General features: G+C 66.6%; 12 protein-coding genes. 11 read left to right on the top strand and 1 reads right to left on the bottom strand.

Features of this window, described 5'->3' with window-relative positions; genetic code table 11:
* The first annotated feature begins 48 nt into the window (after positions 1 to 48).
* The 9 genes from EAH84_RS07830 to EAH84_RS07870 all read left to right on the top strand — a co-directional run bounded on the left by EAH84_RS07830 (position 49) and on the right by EAH84_RS07870 (position 9623).
* Complete coding sequence (locus EAH84_RS07830) at positions 49 to 660, top strand: NADH-quinone oxidoreductase subunit J (RefSeq protein ID WP_140870271.1); 612 nt, start codon at positions 49 to 51, stop codon at positions 658 to 660.
* Positions 657 to 962: an NADH-quinone oxidoreductase subunit NuoK gene (gene nuoK / locus EAH84_RS07835; RefSeq protein ID WP_140870274.1), complete on the top strand. Its 306-nt coding sequence runs from the start codon at positions 657 to 659 to the stop codon at positions 960 to 962. The genes EAH84_RS07830 and nuoK overlap by 4 nt, the downstream gene beginning before the upstream one ends.
* The gene (gene nuoL, locus EAH84_RS07840; protein WP_140870277.1) at positions 959 to 3061 is read left to right on the top strand and encodes an NADH-quinone oxidoreductase subunit L; all 2103 of its coding nucleotides are present in this window, start codon (positions 959 to 961) and stop codon (positions 3059 to 3061) included. The genes nuoK and nuoL overlap by 4 nt, the downstream gene beginning before the upstream one ends.
* Before the next feature lie 115 nt (positions 3062 to 3176).
* Complete coding sequence (locus EAH84_RS07845) at positions 3177 to 4703, top strand: NADH-quinone oxidoreductase subunit M (protein WP_140870280.1); 1527 nt, start codon at positions 3177 to 3179, stop codon at positions 4701 to 4703.
* Entirely contained in the window at positions 4703 to 6148 is a 1446-nt protein-coding gene (gene nuoN / locus EAH84_RS07850) for an NADH-quinone oxidoreductase subunit NuoN (protein ID WP_140870282.1), read from the top strand. The genes EAH84_RS07845 and nuoN overlap by 1 nt, the downstream gene beginning before the upstream one ends.
* Positions 6149 to 6153: 5 nt before the next feature.
* A complete protein-coding gene (locus EAH84_RS07855) occupies positions 6154 to 6852 on the top strand; it encodes a biotin--[acetyl-CoA-carboxylase] ligase (RefSeq protein WP_140870285.1) in 699 nt (232 codons plus the stop codon).
* An 8-nt stretch (positions 6853 to 6860) separates the two neighbouring features.
* A complete protein-coding gene (locus EAH84_RS07860; protein WP_140870288.1) occupies positions 6861 to 7643 on the top strand; it encodes a type III pantothenate kinase in 783 nt (260 codons plus the stop codon).
* A 54-nt stretch (positions 7644 to 7697) separates the two neighbouring features.
* Complete coding sequence (locus EAH84_RS07865) at positions 7698 to 9335, top strand: ribonuclease J (RefSeq protein WP_140870291.1); 1638 nt, start codon at positions 7698 to 7700, stop codon at positions 9333 to 9335.
* A gap of 6 nt (positions 9336 to 9341) precedes the next feature.
* Complete coding sequence (locus tag EAH84_RS07870) at positions 9342 to 9623, top strand: DUF1467 family protein (RefSeq protein ID WP_140870294.1); 282 nt, start codon at positions 9342 to 9344, stop codon at positions 9621 to 9623.
* Here the strand turns inward: EAH84_RS07870 and EAH84_RS07875 are convergent.
* Positions 9620 to 11896: a hypothetical protein gene (locus EAH84_RS07875; RefSeq protein ID WP_241656505.1), complete on the bottom strand. Its 2277-nt coding sequence runs from the start codon at positions 11894 to 11896 to the stop codon at positions 9620 to 9622. The two genes, EAH84_RS07870 and EAH84_RS07875, sit on opposite strands and share 4 nt — an antisense overlap.
* Positions 11897 to 11992: 96 nt before the next feature.
* Between EAH84_RS07875 and EAH84_RS07880 the strand changes: the two genes are divergently transcribed.
* Together EAH84_RS07880 and EAH84_RS07885 are read left to right on the top strand one after the other, a co-directional pair.
* Positions 11993 to 12283 (top strand): Hpt domain-containing protein, encoded by a 291-nt coding sequence (locus tag EAH84_RS07880; RefSeq protein ID WP_140870299.1) that lies wholly within the window; start codon positions 11993 to 11995, stop codon positions 12281 to 12283.
* Between the two features lie 110 nt (positions 12284 to 12393).
* A complete protein-coding gene (locus tag EAH84_RS07885) occupies positions 12394 to 13524 on the top strand; it encodes a hypothetical protein (protein ID WP_241656506.1) in 1131 nt (376 codons plus the stop codon).
* Positions 13525 to 13556 lie beyond the last annotated feature (32 nt).

Consider the following 13556-nt stretch of genomic DNA (forward strand, 5'->3'; position numbering starts at 1 on the left):
CGCGCTGCGCTCGCGGTCACCCTCCCCGGGCCGGGGAGGTATGGCGCTGTGATTCAGGCCATCGCCTTTTACCTGTTCGCGATCGTCGTGGTCGGATCGGGCGCGATGACGATTTCGTCGCGCAACCCGGTCCATTCGGTGATGTGGCTGATCCTGGCGTTCTTCAACGCGGCGGGACTGATGGTGCTCGTCGGCGCCGAGTTCATCGCGATGCTGCTCGTCATCGTCTATGTCGGTGCGGTCGCGGTACTGTTCCTGTTCGTGGTGATGATGCTCGATATCGATGTCGCGGAAATGCGCGCGGGCGTCGCGCGCTATTTCGCGGTCGGGCTGGCGCTCGCGGTGGCGTTGGCGGCCGAAATACTGATCGGGATCGGCGCGTGGGAAGCCGGCGGGGTCAAGATTTCGCGGCGCGCGGCGCCGATCGACAGCGCGGTGCCCAACATCCAGGCGATCGGCGACCTGCTCTACACGCGCTACCTGTTCGTGTTCGAAGGTGCCGGGCTGGTGCTGCTGGTCGCAATGATCGGCGCGATCGTGCTGACCCACCGCCAGCGCAGCGGCGTTCGTCCGCAGAATATCAGCCGCCAGAACGCACGCCGTCCGCAGGACGCGACGCGCAACGTCCAGCCGCCGGTGGGCGAGGGGGTGGAATTGTGATCGGTCTTACCCATTATCTCGTCGTCGCGGCGATCCTGTTCACGATGGGGGTGCTCGGCATTTTCCTCAACCGCAAGAATCTGATCGTCATCCTGATGGCGATCGAGCTGATCCTGCTCGCGGTGAACCTCAACCTCGTCGCGTTTTCGGCCTATCTCCACGATCTGGTCGGGCAGGTATTCGCGATGTTCGTCCTCACCGTCGCGGCGGGCGAGGCGGCGATCGGGTTGGCGATCCTGGTCATCTATTTCCGGAGCCGCGGGACGATCGCGGTCGACGACGTCAATCGGATGAAGGGCTGACCGTGATCCTCTTCATCGTGTTCCTCCCGCTGCTGGCCGCGATCATCGCGGGCCTTGGCAACAAGTCGATCGGCGCGGTTCCCGCCAAGCTGGTGACGACCGGCGCGCTGTTCGCCAGTTGCGCGCTGAGCTGGCCGATCTTCATCGGCTATCTGATGGGCACGACGACCGCCGGGGTGACCCCGGTGCTTCACTTCATCCAGTCGGGGACGATGGACGTCGCCTGGGCGCTGCGCGTCGATGCGCTGACCGCGGTGATGCTGGTGGTGATCACGACCGTGTCGGCGCTCGTCCACCTGTATAGCTGGGGCTATATGGAGGAGGACCCCGATCAGCCGCGGTTCTTCGCGTATCTGTCGCTTTTCACCTTCGCGATGCTGATGCTCGTCACCGCGAACAACCTCGTCCAGATGTTTTTCGGCTGGGAAGGCGTGGGCCTCGCCAGCTATCTGCTGATCGGGTTCTGGTTCAGGAAGCCAAGCGCTAACGCGGCCGCGATCAAGGCATTCGTCGTCAACCGCGTCGGCGACCTTGGCTTCATGCTCGGGATCTTCGGGACGTATCTGGTGTTTCACACCGTCTCGATCCCGGAAATTCTCGCCGCGGCGCCGGGCATGGCCGGATCGACGATCGGATTCCTCGGCTACCGCTTCGACACGATGACGGTGCTGTGCCTGTTGCTGTTCGTCGGCGCGATGGGCAAGTCGGCGCAGTTGGGCCTCCACACCTGGCTGCCCGACGCGATGGAGGGACCGACCCCGGTATCGGCGCTGATCCACGCCGCGACGATGGTCACCGCGGGCGTATTCATGGTGTGCCGCCTGTCGCCGATGTTCGAGACCAGCCCGACCGCGCTGCACTTCGTCACCTTCATCGGCGCGGCGACGTGCCTGTTCGCGGCGACGATCGCGATGGTGCAGACCGACATCAAGCGCGTCATCGCCTATTCGACGTGTTCGCAGCTCGGCTACATGTTCTTCGCGGCAGGCGTCGGCGCATACGGCGCAGCGATGTTCCACCTGTTCACCCACGCCTTCTTCAAGGCGCTGCTGTTCCTGGGCGCGGGATCGGTGATCCATGCGATGCACCACGAACAGGATATGCGCTATTATGGCGGCTTGCGTAAGCAGATCCCGGTCACCTTTTGGGGGATGATGGCGGGGACGCTGGCGATCACCGGGGTAGGCCTACCCGGCGTGTTCGGGCTGCCCGCGATCGGGTTCGCCGGATTCCATTCGAAAGATGCGATCATCGAGGCGGGCTGGGCGTCGGGCAATCCGGGCGTGTGGTTCGTCGGCGTGCTCGTCGCGCTGATCACCAGTTTCTATTCGTGGCGGCTGATGTTCCTGACCTTTTGGGGCGCGCCGCGCTGGGCCGCGAGCGAGCATATCCAGCATGCGCTGCATGACGCGCACGGGCATCACGGCGACGAGCATCATCCCGAAGAGGCGCACGGCAATTCGCCCGAGGCCGAGGATGCGGGCGAGCATCCGCATGCCGATGGTGCGCATCACGAGGAACTGCCCCACGGCACCGGCGGCTATCACCCGCATGAGAGCCCGTGGTCGATCCTGATCCCGTTGATCATCCTGTCGATCGGTGCGGTCGCGGCGGGGTATGTGTTCCACAGCTTCTTCATCGAGCCCGCGTCGGGCGAGGAATATTGGAAGGGGGCGATCGCGTATCGCGAGCAGCTAATGCACGCGATGCATGGCATCCCGACCTGGGTGAAGCTGTCGGCGACGGTGGCGATGCTGATCGGGCTGGGCACCGCATGGTATGCGTATATCCGCAATGCCGATTTCCCCGCGGCGGTGGCCGACCAGTTCCGCGTCATCTATCGCTTCCTCGCGCACAAATGGTATTTCGACGAACTGTACGATCTGTTGTTCGTGCGCCCCGCCTTCGCGATCGGGCGGTTCCTGTGGCATCGCGGTGACGAAAAGACGATCGATCGGTTCGGGCCGAACGGATCGGCCTGGATCGTCGTGCGCGGTGCGCGCGTCGCGGGGCGCCTCCAGTCCGGATATGTCTATACCTATGCGTTCGTCATGCTGATCGGGCTTACCGCGGCCGTTACCTGCGTGATCGCGAAGTGAGCGGGTTCTCAAACAATGCCAACTCAGCCGCCGTTCGCCCTGAGCCTGTCGAAGGGAGCTTTCGGGACCCGTGCTTCGACAAGCTCAGCACGAACGGCAAAAGGGCGATAGCGCGATGAGCGGCTTCCCGATCCTCTCCATCATGCTCGCCGTTCCGGCGATCGCGGCGATCGCGTGCCTGCTGCTGAGCGCGGAGAATGCGCGGCGGGTGGCGCTGGTCGCAACGCTGGTCGACCTCGCACTCGGGGTCATGCTGTGGGCGAATTACGACATCGGCGGCGCGCAATGGCAGTTCGTCGAGCACGGGATCAACGTCGGTCGGTTCGGCTGGGATCTCGGCATCGACGGCTTCGCGCTGTTGCTGATCATGCTCAGCGTGTTCCTGATGCCGATCTGCATCGGCGCGAGCTGGCAGGCGATCACGACCCGCGTCCCCGAATATATGGCGGCGTTCCTGTTCACCGAAGTGCTCATGATCGGCACCTTCGCGGCGCAGGATCTGTTCCTGTTCTATATCTTCTTCGAGGCCGGGCTGATCCCGATGTACTTGATCATCGGGGTCTGGGGCGGCGCGAACCGGATTTACGCGAGCTACAAATTCTTCCTCTACACGCTGCTCGGCTCGGTGCTGATGTTCGTCGCGATGCTCTACATGGCGCACACTGCGGGGACGACGAGCATTCCCGCGCTGATGAACTACGATTTCCCCAGCGGGGTCCAGACCTGGCTGTGGCTCGCGTTCTTCGCCTCATTCGCGGTCAAGATGCCGATGTGGCCGGTCCATACCTGGCTGCCCGACGCGCACGTCCAGGCGCCGACCGCGGGATCGGTGATTCTGGCAGGCGTGCTGCTGAAGCTGGGCGGTTACGGCTTCCTGCGGTTTTCGCTCCCGATGTTCCCGGAAGCATCGGCGCAGCTGACGTGGCTGATCTTTGCGCTGTCGGCGGTGGCGGTGATCTATACCAGCCTCGTCGCGCTGGTGCAGAACGACATGAAGAAGCTGATCGCCTATTCGTCCGTCGCGCACATGGCGATCGTGACGATCGGGCTGTTCGCGTTCAACCGGCAGGGGATCGAGGGTGCGATGCTCGTGATGCTCAGCCACGGGCTGGTGTCGGGCGCGTTGTTCCTGTGCGTCGGCGTGATCTACGACCGGCTGCATACCCGCGAGATCAGCCGTTATGGCGGGCTGGCAATCAACATGCCGCGCTATGCGCTGTTTTTCCTGCTGTTCACGATGGCGTCGATCGGGTTGCCGGGGACGAGCGGGTTCGTCGGCGAATTCCTGTCGTTGATGGGCACATACCAGCTGTCGACCGGGATCGCGCTGCTGTGCACGACCGGGATCATCCTGGGTGCGGCGTATATGCTGTATCTGTATCGCCGGGTCGTGTTCGGCGAGATCAAGAGCGACGATGTCGCCGCGATGCCGGACGTCTCGACGCGCGAACTGTGGCTGCTCGCGCCGATCGCGGCGGTGGTGTTGTGGATGGGGGTGTATCCCGAAAGCTTCATCGCGCCGATGCGCAAGGATGTCGGCGTGCTGCTCGCGCGGATCGACCGCGCGACACCGATCAGCGATTCCCGACCGACCGCGGGGAAGCCCGCCGCCATTACCGCAGCGCATGAGGGCGCTCACTGATGTCCTATGCTGCCAATCTTGCGATGACCCTGCCCGAGATCGTGCTCGGGCTCGGCGCGATCGCGTTGATGCTCGTTGCGGCCTGGGGCGGGAGCGCCTCGACCAAGGCGGTGTCCTGGGCATCGGTCGCGGTGCTGGTGGGCGCGGGGATCGCGCTGATCGGGCCGGCGTCGAGCGGGGGCGAGGCGTTCGGCGGGCTGTATCGCGCCGACGGCTTCGCGGCGTTCGCGAAGGTGCTGATCTATGCCGCCGCGGCGGTCGCGATCATGATGGCACCGTCGTTCTTCGAACGGACCAGCGGCGACGATCTGCGCCCCGAATATCCCGTCCTGATCCTGCTCAGCGCATGCGGGATGGGGATGATGGTGTCGGCGAGCGACATGCTGACGCTGTACGTCGGGCTCGAGCTGCAGAGCCTTGCGGCGTATGTGCTCGCGAGCTTCATGCGGCGCGATGCGCGCTCGGCGGAGGCGGGACTCAAATATTTCGTGCTCGGCGCGCTCGCGAGCGGGATCCTGCTCTACGGGATCAGCCTCGTCTATGGGTTCAGCGGGACGACGCTGTTTTCGGGCATCGCCGACGCCTATGCGGGATCGCGGTCGATCGGACTGATGGTCGGCCTCGTGTTCGTGTTCGCGGGTCTCGCGTTCAAGATCAGCGCGGTGCCGTTCCACATGTGGACGCCCGACGTGTACGAAGGCGCGCCGACGCCGGTCACCGCATTCTTCGCCTCCGCCCCCAAGGTCGCGGCGATGGCGCTGAGCGTCCGGGTCGCGGTCGATGCGATGGGGCCGGCGACCGACCAGTGGCGCCAGATCGTGATCTTCGCCAGCCTGGCCTCGATCATTCTCGGCGCGGTCGCGGCGATCGGGCAGACCAACGTCAAGCGGCTGCTCGCCTATTCGTCGATCAACAACATCGGTTTCGCGCTGGTCGGTCTGGCGGCGGGGACACGCGAGGGTGTCGCATCGGTGCTGTTCTACCTCACCGTGTATATCGTGATGACGCTCGGCAGCTTCCTCGTCGTGCTCCAGATGCGCGATGAGGCGGGTGAACCGGTCGAGACGATCGCGAGCATGGCCGGGTTGTCGCGGACCAAGCCGCTGCTGGCGCTCGCGATGGCGATGTTCATGTTCAGCCTGGCGGGGATTCCGCCGCTGCTGGGGTTCAACGCGAAGCTCGCGGTGTTCTCGGCAGCGGTCGATGCGGGGCTGTTCCCGCTCGCGGTGGCGGGCTTCGTCGCTTCGGTGATCGGGGCGTATTATTATCTGCGCGTCATCAAGGTGATGTATTTCGATGACCCGGCCCCTGCCTATGGCGGCGAGGCGGGGATCGTCGAGGGCGGGCTGATCGCGGCGGCCGCGGTGTTCGTATCGCCGGTCGGCTGGCTGCTGCTCGCGCCGCTGGGCGTTGCAACGCTGGGCGCGGCGCGGTCGCTGCTCTGAGCACGATCCGCACCGTCGCGGAGACGGGGTCGACCAACGCCGACATGCTCGAACTCGCGCGCAGCGGTGTCGCGGAAGGGCTGTGGTTGCGGGCGGAGCGCCAGACGCTGGGGCGGGGGCGGCAGGGCCGTGCGTGGGAGTCGCCGATCGGCAACTGCTATGCGACTAATCTGGTCAGGCTGAGGCCGACCGATCCGCCGGCCGCGACGCTGGCGCTGGTCGCGGCGGTAGCGTTGGCGGAGGCGGTATCGGTTTATACGCGCCGACCGTCACCACGGCTCAAATGGCCTAACGACCTGCTGATCGACGGCGCAAAGCTGTCGGGCATCCTGCTCGAACGCGCCGATGATGCGGTGGTGATCGGGATCGGCGTGAACCTGGCGCATCACCCCGATTTGGCTGAGCGCCCGACCACCAGCCTGGCGGCGCACGGCGTGGTCGTGGCACCCGAGAACTTTATCGACACGCTCGCCGACAGCGTCGCGCGCTGGCTGTCGCGCTGGCGCAGCGAAGTGCTCGCGCCGGTGCGCCAGCGCTGGCTCGACCTCGCGCACCCGATCGGCACCGCGCTGACCGTGCGCCTGCCCGATGGCACCGCGATCGACGGGCTGTTCGATGGGCTCGATTCGGACGGCGCGCTGATCCTGCGCTTGGCGGACGCGACCCGGCGTGTCATTCACGCCGCCGACGTCTTCCTGCTGTAAGGAACCCCATGCTGCTCGCGATCGATGCCGGGAATACCAATGTCGTCTTCGCGCTGGTGGCGGGGCGCGAGATCAAGGCGCGCTGGCGGATCGCAACCGATCCGCGCCGAACCGCGGACGAATATGCGGTGTGGCTGAGCCAGCTACTGTCGCTCGAAGGGTTCGACCGCAGCGATGTCGATCGCGTCGTGATCGCGACCGTCGTGCCGCGCGCGATGCACAACCTCCAGGTGCTCAGCTCCAAATATTTCAAGACCGAGGCGATGATCGCCGGGCGCGCGCCGCTGGAATGGGGGATCGCGATCGACGTCGACGAACCCGCCTCGCTCGGCGCGGATCGCGCGATCAACACGATCGCGGCGCACGCACTCCACGACGGCGATTTGATCGTGATCGATTTCGGGACCGCGACGACGTTCGACGTCAGCGATTATTCGGGCGCGTACAAGGGCGGGATCATCGCGCCGGGGATCAACTTGTCGCTCGATGCGCTGGTCACCGCCGCGGCGAAGCTGCCCCGCATCGCGATCGAGGCGCCCGCGATTCCCGGCGTGATCGGGCGCAATACGGTCGACCAGATGTCGATCGGGGTGTATTGGGGCTATATCGCGATGATCGAGGGACTGGTTGCGCGGTTGAAAACCGAGGTCGCGCGGCCCGTCAAGGTGATCGCGACGGGCGGATTGGCCACTCTTTTCGAACGACATACCAACGTGTTCGACGTGATCGAACCAGACCTGACCATCCAGGGGCTGGCGATCATGGTCGACAATGCCCATATCACCCCGTGACGCGCTCGCGCCGACCTGGCCTGCGGGCGTCCACGACATTCCTGAAAGTATCGAATGACCCCCAAGAATAACGAATTGCTCTTCTGTGCCCTCGGTGGCTCGGGAGAGATCGGCATGAACGTCAATCTCTATGGCGCGAACGGCAAATGGCTGATGGTCGATTGCGGCATCACCTTCGCCGACGCCGCCTATCCGGGCATCGACGTGATCCTGCCCGACCTCGCGTTCATCGAAGAGCGCGCCGCCGACCTCGTCGGTATCGTGCTGACGCACGGGCATGAAGATCATATCGGCGCGCTGCCGTACCTCGCGGAGGATCTGGGCGTGCCGCTCTACGCCACGCGCTTCACCGCGGGGCTGATCCGCGGCAAGCTCGACGAGGAAGGGATCGCGAACCGCGTCTCGCTCAAAATCGTCGAGACCGGCAAGGCATTCAAGGTCGGGCCGTTCGGCCTCACCTTCGTCGAACTGTCGCATTCGATCCCCGAACCCAATGCGCTGATCATCGACACCCCCGCGGGGCGGGTGTTTCACACCGGCGACTGGAAGCTCGACGCGACCCCGGTCATCGGCAAGCCGACCAGCCCCGAAGCGCTCGCAGCGATCGGCGATGAAGGCATCGACGTGCTGGTGTGCGATTCGACCAACGTCTTCAACCAGGAGGCATCGGGCTCCGAAGCGAGCGTCCGGGTTGGGCTGACCGAGACCGTGGCGAAGGCGAAGGGCCGCGTGCTCGTCACCACCTTCGCGTCGAACGCGGGGCGGCTGCATACGCTGGGGCAGGTTGCCAAGGAGACCGGGCGCAAGCTGTGCGTGACCGGGCGGTCGCTCGACCGGATCCTGAAGGTGGCGCAGGCGACCGGCTATCTGCTCGATTTCCCCGAGACGGTCGATCCCGACACCGCGATGCGGCTGCCGCGTAACACGGTGCTGATCGTCGCAACCGGCGGGCAGGGCGAACCGCGCGCTGCGCTGGCGCGGGTGGCGGAAGGATCGCATCCGATCAAGCTCGAGAGCGGCGACACCGTCATTTTCTCGTCGAAGCAGATTCCCGGCAACGAGGTCGCGATCGGGCGGATCCAGAACACGCTCGCGGGACGCGGCGTCGAGATGGTGACCGAACGCCAGGCGCACGTCCATGTCTCGGGCCATCCCGGACGGCCCGAGCTCGCCAAGATGTACGACTGGATCAGGCCCGACGTGCTCGTGCCCGTCCATGGCGAGATGCGCCACATGATGGAACATGCGCGGTTCGGGCTTGCCGAGGGCATCCCCGAAACGATCGTCCAGTCCGACGGCGATATCTTGCGCCTGCTGCCCAAGGTGGCGAAGATCGGCAACGCCACCGTCGGGCGGCTGGTGCTCGATGGCGACGTGATCCTCCCCGCCGATGGCGGCACGATGAACGAGCGCCGCAAGCTGGCGCTCAACGGCCAGATTTCGGTCGCGATCGCGCTCGACAAGGGCGGGCGCATCATCGGCACGCCGCAGGTTCGCATCCAGGGCATCCCGGTCGAGGAAGATCGCGCCGATTTCGTCAGCGATGTGATCGCGGCGGCGGGAGCGGCGGTGAAGAGCGGCAATCGCGACGTCGAGCGGCGGCGCGAGGATATCCGCTTGGCGGTGCGCAAGATCACCACCCGCTGGACCGGCAAGAAGCCGATCGTCGACGTGCTGCTGATCCAGGGCTGATCGGCGATGAAGCTGACGTCGATGATCGCGATCTACGCCCTGATCTGGGCGTTTTCGGTCTTCCTCGTCCTGCCGTTCGGGGTGCGCACGACGCGGGAAATGGGGGGCGACCTGATCCCGGGTCAGGCCGAGAGTGCCCCCCACGAACTGCACCTCGGCAGGATCGCGGTGCGCGTCACGATCGTCGCGACGCTGGTGTTCCTGCTATTCCTTGCGAACTATGAGTTTGGGTGGCTCACCACCGACGCGTTCAACGGCTATGCCCAGCGGGCGGTCGGCACGACCTAGCGCAGCCGCTGGATCGCCTGGGCGAGCGCGACGTAGAGCTTGCCCATATCCGACGACAAGAGGGTGATCCCGAGCGGCGAACCGTCGCGCTGCGCGAGCACCGCGCGGAGCATCGCCTCGAAATCGTGGATGTAACGGTTGACGCTTTCGCGGAACGACGCGTCGTCGTCGTAGAGCCGCGCGATGTCGCGGGCGTCGCCGGGCTCCAGGATACGGACCGCGCGGCGGGTGAACACGCCGCGATCGCCCTTGAGATAGGCCGCCCATGCGCTGTCGGACACGTCGGGAGCGAAGGTCTTGGCGATGTCGATCGAGGCCGAATTGAGCGATTCGATCAGCAGCGAAACGCGCCGCGAGAAGGTGTCGCGGTCATGGTCCTCGCGTTCGGCGCGGGCATCCTCGAACCGGGTTTCGAGAATCGCGGTCTGGTCCGCGATTTCGCGGACCTGATCGGCGAGCAGTTCGGTCGCGCGGGTCGCGGCATCGACCGCGGTCGCGGTGGCATCGCCGATCGCGGCGACCTGGCGCTCGACGGTGTCGCTCGTCGCGCGGCGCATCGCGTCGGCGCTCGCGGCACCCAGCGCATCGGCGGCTTCGGGGATGACCGTCGCGAGCGTTTCGCGCGCCTTGTCGGCGGCGACCGCGGCGGTATCGCGGACCCGGAGTAGCGCGTCGATCAGCCGCGGCGCGGCTTCTTCGGCGAAGGCGTGGGTCTTGCCGATCGTGCCGTCGACCATCGCGCCGAGTTCGTCCGCCTTTTCGCGCCCTTCGGTCAGCGTATCGAGCAGCGTTTTCGACAGGTGATCGAGCGTCCGCCGCTGTTCGGCGATGACGCCCGCGATCGCCTCGATCGCATCGTGGGTGCTTTCGGCGGCGGTGACGAGCGCGAGCAGTTCGGGTTTCGCCTGGACGACGACCGCCTTGCTCGCCGCGACCTTCGTGTCGAGCCGGCTGAGCGCGTCGGGGAGCGTTTCGTCGATTTCGCGCGCCGCGGAATCGAGTGCGATGAGCAGGGTTTCGGTGGTGCCGATCGTGCGCGTGGCCATCGCTTCGCCCGCCTTCAGCGCTTCGGTCATCGCGTCCGCCGATCCGCCGAGCGCGCTGATCGAAGCGGCCAGGTGCTGGGATTTGCCAACACCCTGTTCGTGGAGCGCGTCGATCCGCAGTTCGACGCGACCGATCCCCGAATCGAGCCCTGCAAGCAGATCGTCGGTCGCGGCGCGCTGGCCTTCGAGGCGCTGGGTGACGCGGTCGATCACCGATTCGACCGTGGCGATCCGTTCGGCCAACGCCTCGGCGCTGTCGCGCGCGGCGTGATCGAGTGCGGCCTGGTTGGCACCGACCATCGCGAGCACCGCTTCGCCCTGCGCCGCGATCCCCTGACGGGCCTGGTCGACCGCGTCGGCGGTGCGCCCGAGCAGCGCATCGACCGCGGTCGACATGTCGCCAGTGACCGTTTCGAGCCGGGCGCCCGCGGTCTCGCTGGTCGCCTCCATCCGCGCAATATGCGCGGCGAGGCGCTGCGCCGCACCGCCCGCGACGCCATCGGCTTCGCGGCCGCGTTCGGCGAGCGCGGCGAGTTGCGCATCGAGCGCGGCGGCGTGCTCGCTCGCCGAGAGCCCGGTGGCTTCCAGCCGATCCGCGATTGCGCTGGTTTCGGCCTGCGCGCGCGGGAGCGAGGCGAGGAGAATCTCGAGGCTCTGCTGTGCGCCGCCCGCGGCGTCACGCAGCGCGGCGGCGTGCGAATCGGCCTGGCCGATTTCGAGCGCGAGATGGCGGCCGATCGAGGACAGCCGCTCATTGGCACCGTCGCCCATCGCCATCAGCGTCGTGATCTGCTCCGCGAGCGCGCGCCGATTCGCTTCGAGCGTGGCGGCGATGGCGGAAACGGTGCGTTCGAGGCTCGCGGCCTCGGCGTGCATCGCGCGTGCGGTGTTGCCGAAGCGCCGCGCCTCGCGCCGACTCGTTCGCATCGCGAGCAGCCAGACGATGCCGAGCAGCGCCGGGATCGTCGCCAGCGCCGCGACGAACTGCGCGAGCGCGACGGGGCCGAGCGTGGCAAGCGAATCGCGCGCGAACCACAGCATCGCGGCGATCCATGCCACGCCCGCGACGACCGCGACCGCGCCCAGCGAGCGATACGACCCCGCCGCGGGCTCTTCTTCGTGCTCGGCGACGGTGGTGAGGTCGAATCCCGAATCGCCCTGGTCGATCGCACCATCGGTGTCGCTTGGCGCCTGCGGCTCTGTTTCCGCGCGGATATCTACGATCATGGAACCCCCGTTCATCGCCGATATTTACCACGTTTGGGCGAGTCACAAAGCGATAACGCAATGATTGCTTAACCAGCCGCCGATTAGACCGACGCGATGGCCTATGATCCCGGTGCAATCGATGCGACTCTGGCAGCCGCGGTGGGCGACGAGCCCGGGCTGATCGCGGAGCTGCGGATGGCGTTCGTCGAGAGTGTCGAGCGCTCGCTCGCGGCGCTGGGCACCGCCGAAGACGCCGTGGCGTGGCGCGACGCGGCGCTGCGGCTGAAGGGATTGTCCGCGAGTTTCGGTGCGATCCGGCTGATGGCGCTGGCGAGCGATGCGGAGACGCGGCCGTTCGATACCGATATCCTCAGCAAGCTGACCCGGTCGATCGCGCGACTCTGACCCCTTACGGGATCGCGGGCGGGGTTTGCATCCGGGGTTGCACGCCCTAACAGCCGGACATGCTTGCCGGCCTCATTATCGCCACCCACGACGCGGCCGATCGATCGCAGATGCTCACCGCCACCCTGCCGTTCGGTGGCGTGACGCTGATCGAATATCAGGCGAGGCTGTTGATCGGGGCAGGGGCCTCGCAGATCGTCGTGATGGTCGCGCGACTGACCCCCGAACTGCTGGGCGCGATCAACCGGATCGGTCGACGTGACGTGACCGTCGACACGGTGCGATCGGCGGCGGAAGCGGCCGAGAAATTCCATCCACTCGCGCGAGTGTTGATGCTGGCAGATGGCCTGACGACCACCCCCGATGTCGTCGCCGCGATGGCGCACGAAGGGGGCGATGCGTTGCTCGTCGTCGGCGAAGACGAGCGCGACGGCGCGTTCGAACGCGTCGGTGGCGGCATGGCGTGGGCCGGCATCGCGCGGCTCGATCCCCGGCGGATCGCCGAACTGGCCGCGTTGCCGCGCGATTACGACATGGAATCGACGCTGGTTCGGCTCGCGTCGCAGGCACGCGCGACGCACGTCGAACTGCCTGCGGGGGCGCTCACGCGCGGGCATGGCATCGATCACGGTGGCGCGATCATTGCCGAGCGCGGCCGCAGCGTGTTGCGCGATGCGCTGTCGGCCGGATCGACCTGGTTCGACCGGCTGGTGATCGCGCCGCTCGCGCGGGTGCTGGTGCCGGTGGCGGTGCGGCGCGCGATTCCGGTGGTGATGATCGGGCTGGGCGGGGTGGCGCTGGGGCTGGGCGGACTGATTGCACTATGGTGGGGCAAGCCCGCGCTGGGAACGGTGACGGCGTTGATCGGCGCGATCGTCTTTGCGTTGACCGCGCGGCTTGCAATGTTGCGCGACGAGCGCGCGCAGGAGGGGGCGCTGGAGGCGGCGGCGTTGGCGCTGCCGATGTTGGCGATCCTGGTCGATGGGCACGCGATGATGCTTGCCCAGGCCAATGGTGGTCCCCAGATCGTGGCGGTGGCCACGGTGACCGCGAGTGCGCTCGCCGAGCGTGCGGCGACCGCGATCGAGCGACCTTGGTGGGGCGCGAATCCCGCCTGCTGCCTGGCGGTCGCGGCAATCGGCGCGCTGGTCGGCTCCCCCGTTGCCGGGCTGGCGCTGGCGGCGCTAGTGGCGACCGCGACGCTGGCGGGAGAAATCGAGTTACTGCGGCGGCAAGCTTAGCAGCGTTTTAACGAGGCGAGCGGTAGGGACGG

Source organism: Sphingomonas oligophenolica, assembly GCF_006438955.1.
GTDB classification, from domain to species: Bacteria; Pseudomonadota; Alphaproteobacteria; order Sphingomonadales; family Sphingomonadaceae; genus Sphingomonas; species Sphingomonas oligophenolica_A.

Coding starts and splice junctions, on each gene's coding strand:
- EAH84_RS07845 (WP_140870280.1), top strand. CDS start 3,177: ATGAGCGGCTTCCCGATCCTCTCCATCATGCTCGCCGTTCCGGCGATC.
- nuoN (WP_140870282.1), top strand. CDS start 4,703: ATGTCCTATGCTGCCAATCTTGCGATGACCCTGCCCGAGATCGTGCTC.
- EAH84_RS07860 (WP_140870288.1), top strand. CDS start 6,861: ATGCTGCTCGCGATCGATGCCGGGAATACCAATGTCGTCTTCGCGCTG.
- EAH84_RS07865 (WP_140870291.1), top strand. CDS start 7,698: ATGACCCCCAAGAATAACGAATTGCTCTTCTGTGCCCTCGGTGGCTCG.
- EAH84_RS07870 (WP_140870294.1), top strand. CDS start 9,342: ATGAAGCTGACGTCGATGATCGCGATCTACGCCCTGATCTGGGCGTTT.
- EAH84_RS07875 (WP_241656505.1), bottom strand. CDS start 11,896: ATGATCGTAGATATCCGCGCGGAAACAGAGCCGCAGGCGCCAAGCGAC.
- EAH84_RS07880 (WP_140870299.1), top strand. CDS start 11,993: ATGGCCTATGATCCCGGTGCAATCGATGCGACTCTGGCAGCCGCGGTG.
- EAH84_RS07885 (WP_241656506.1), top strand. CDS start 12,394: ATGCTCACCGCCACCCTGCCGTTCGGTGGCGTGACGCTGATCGAATAT.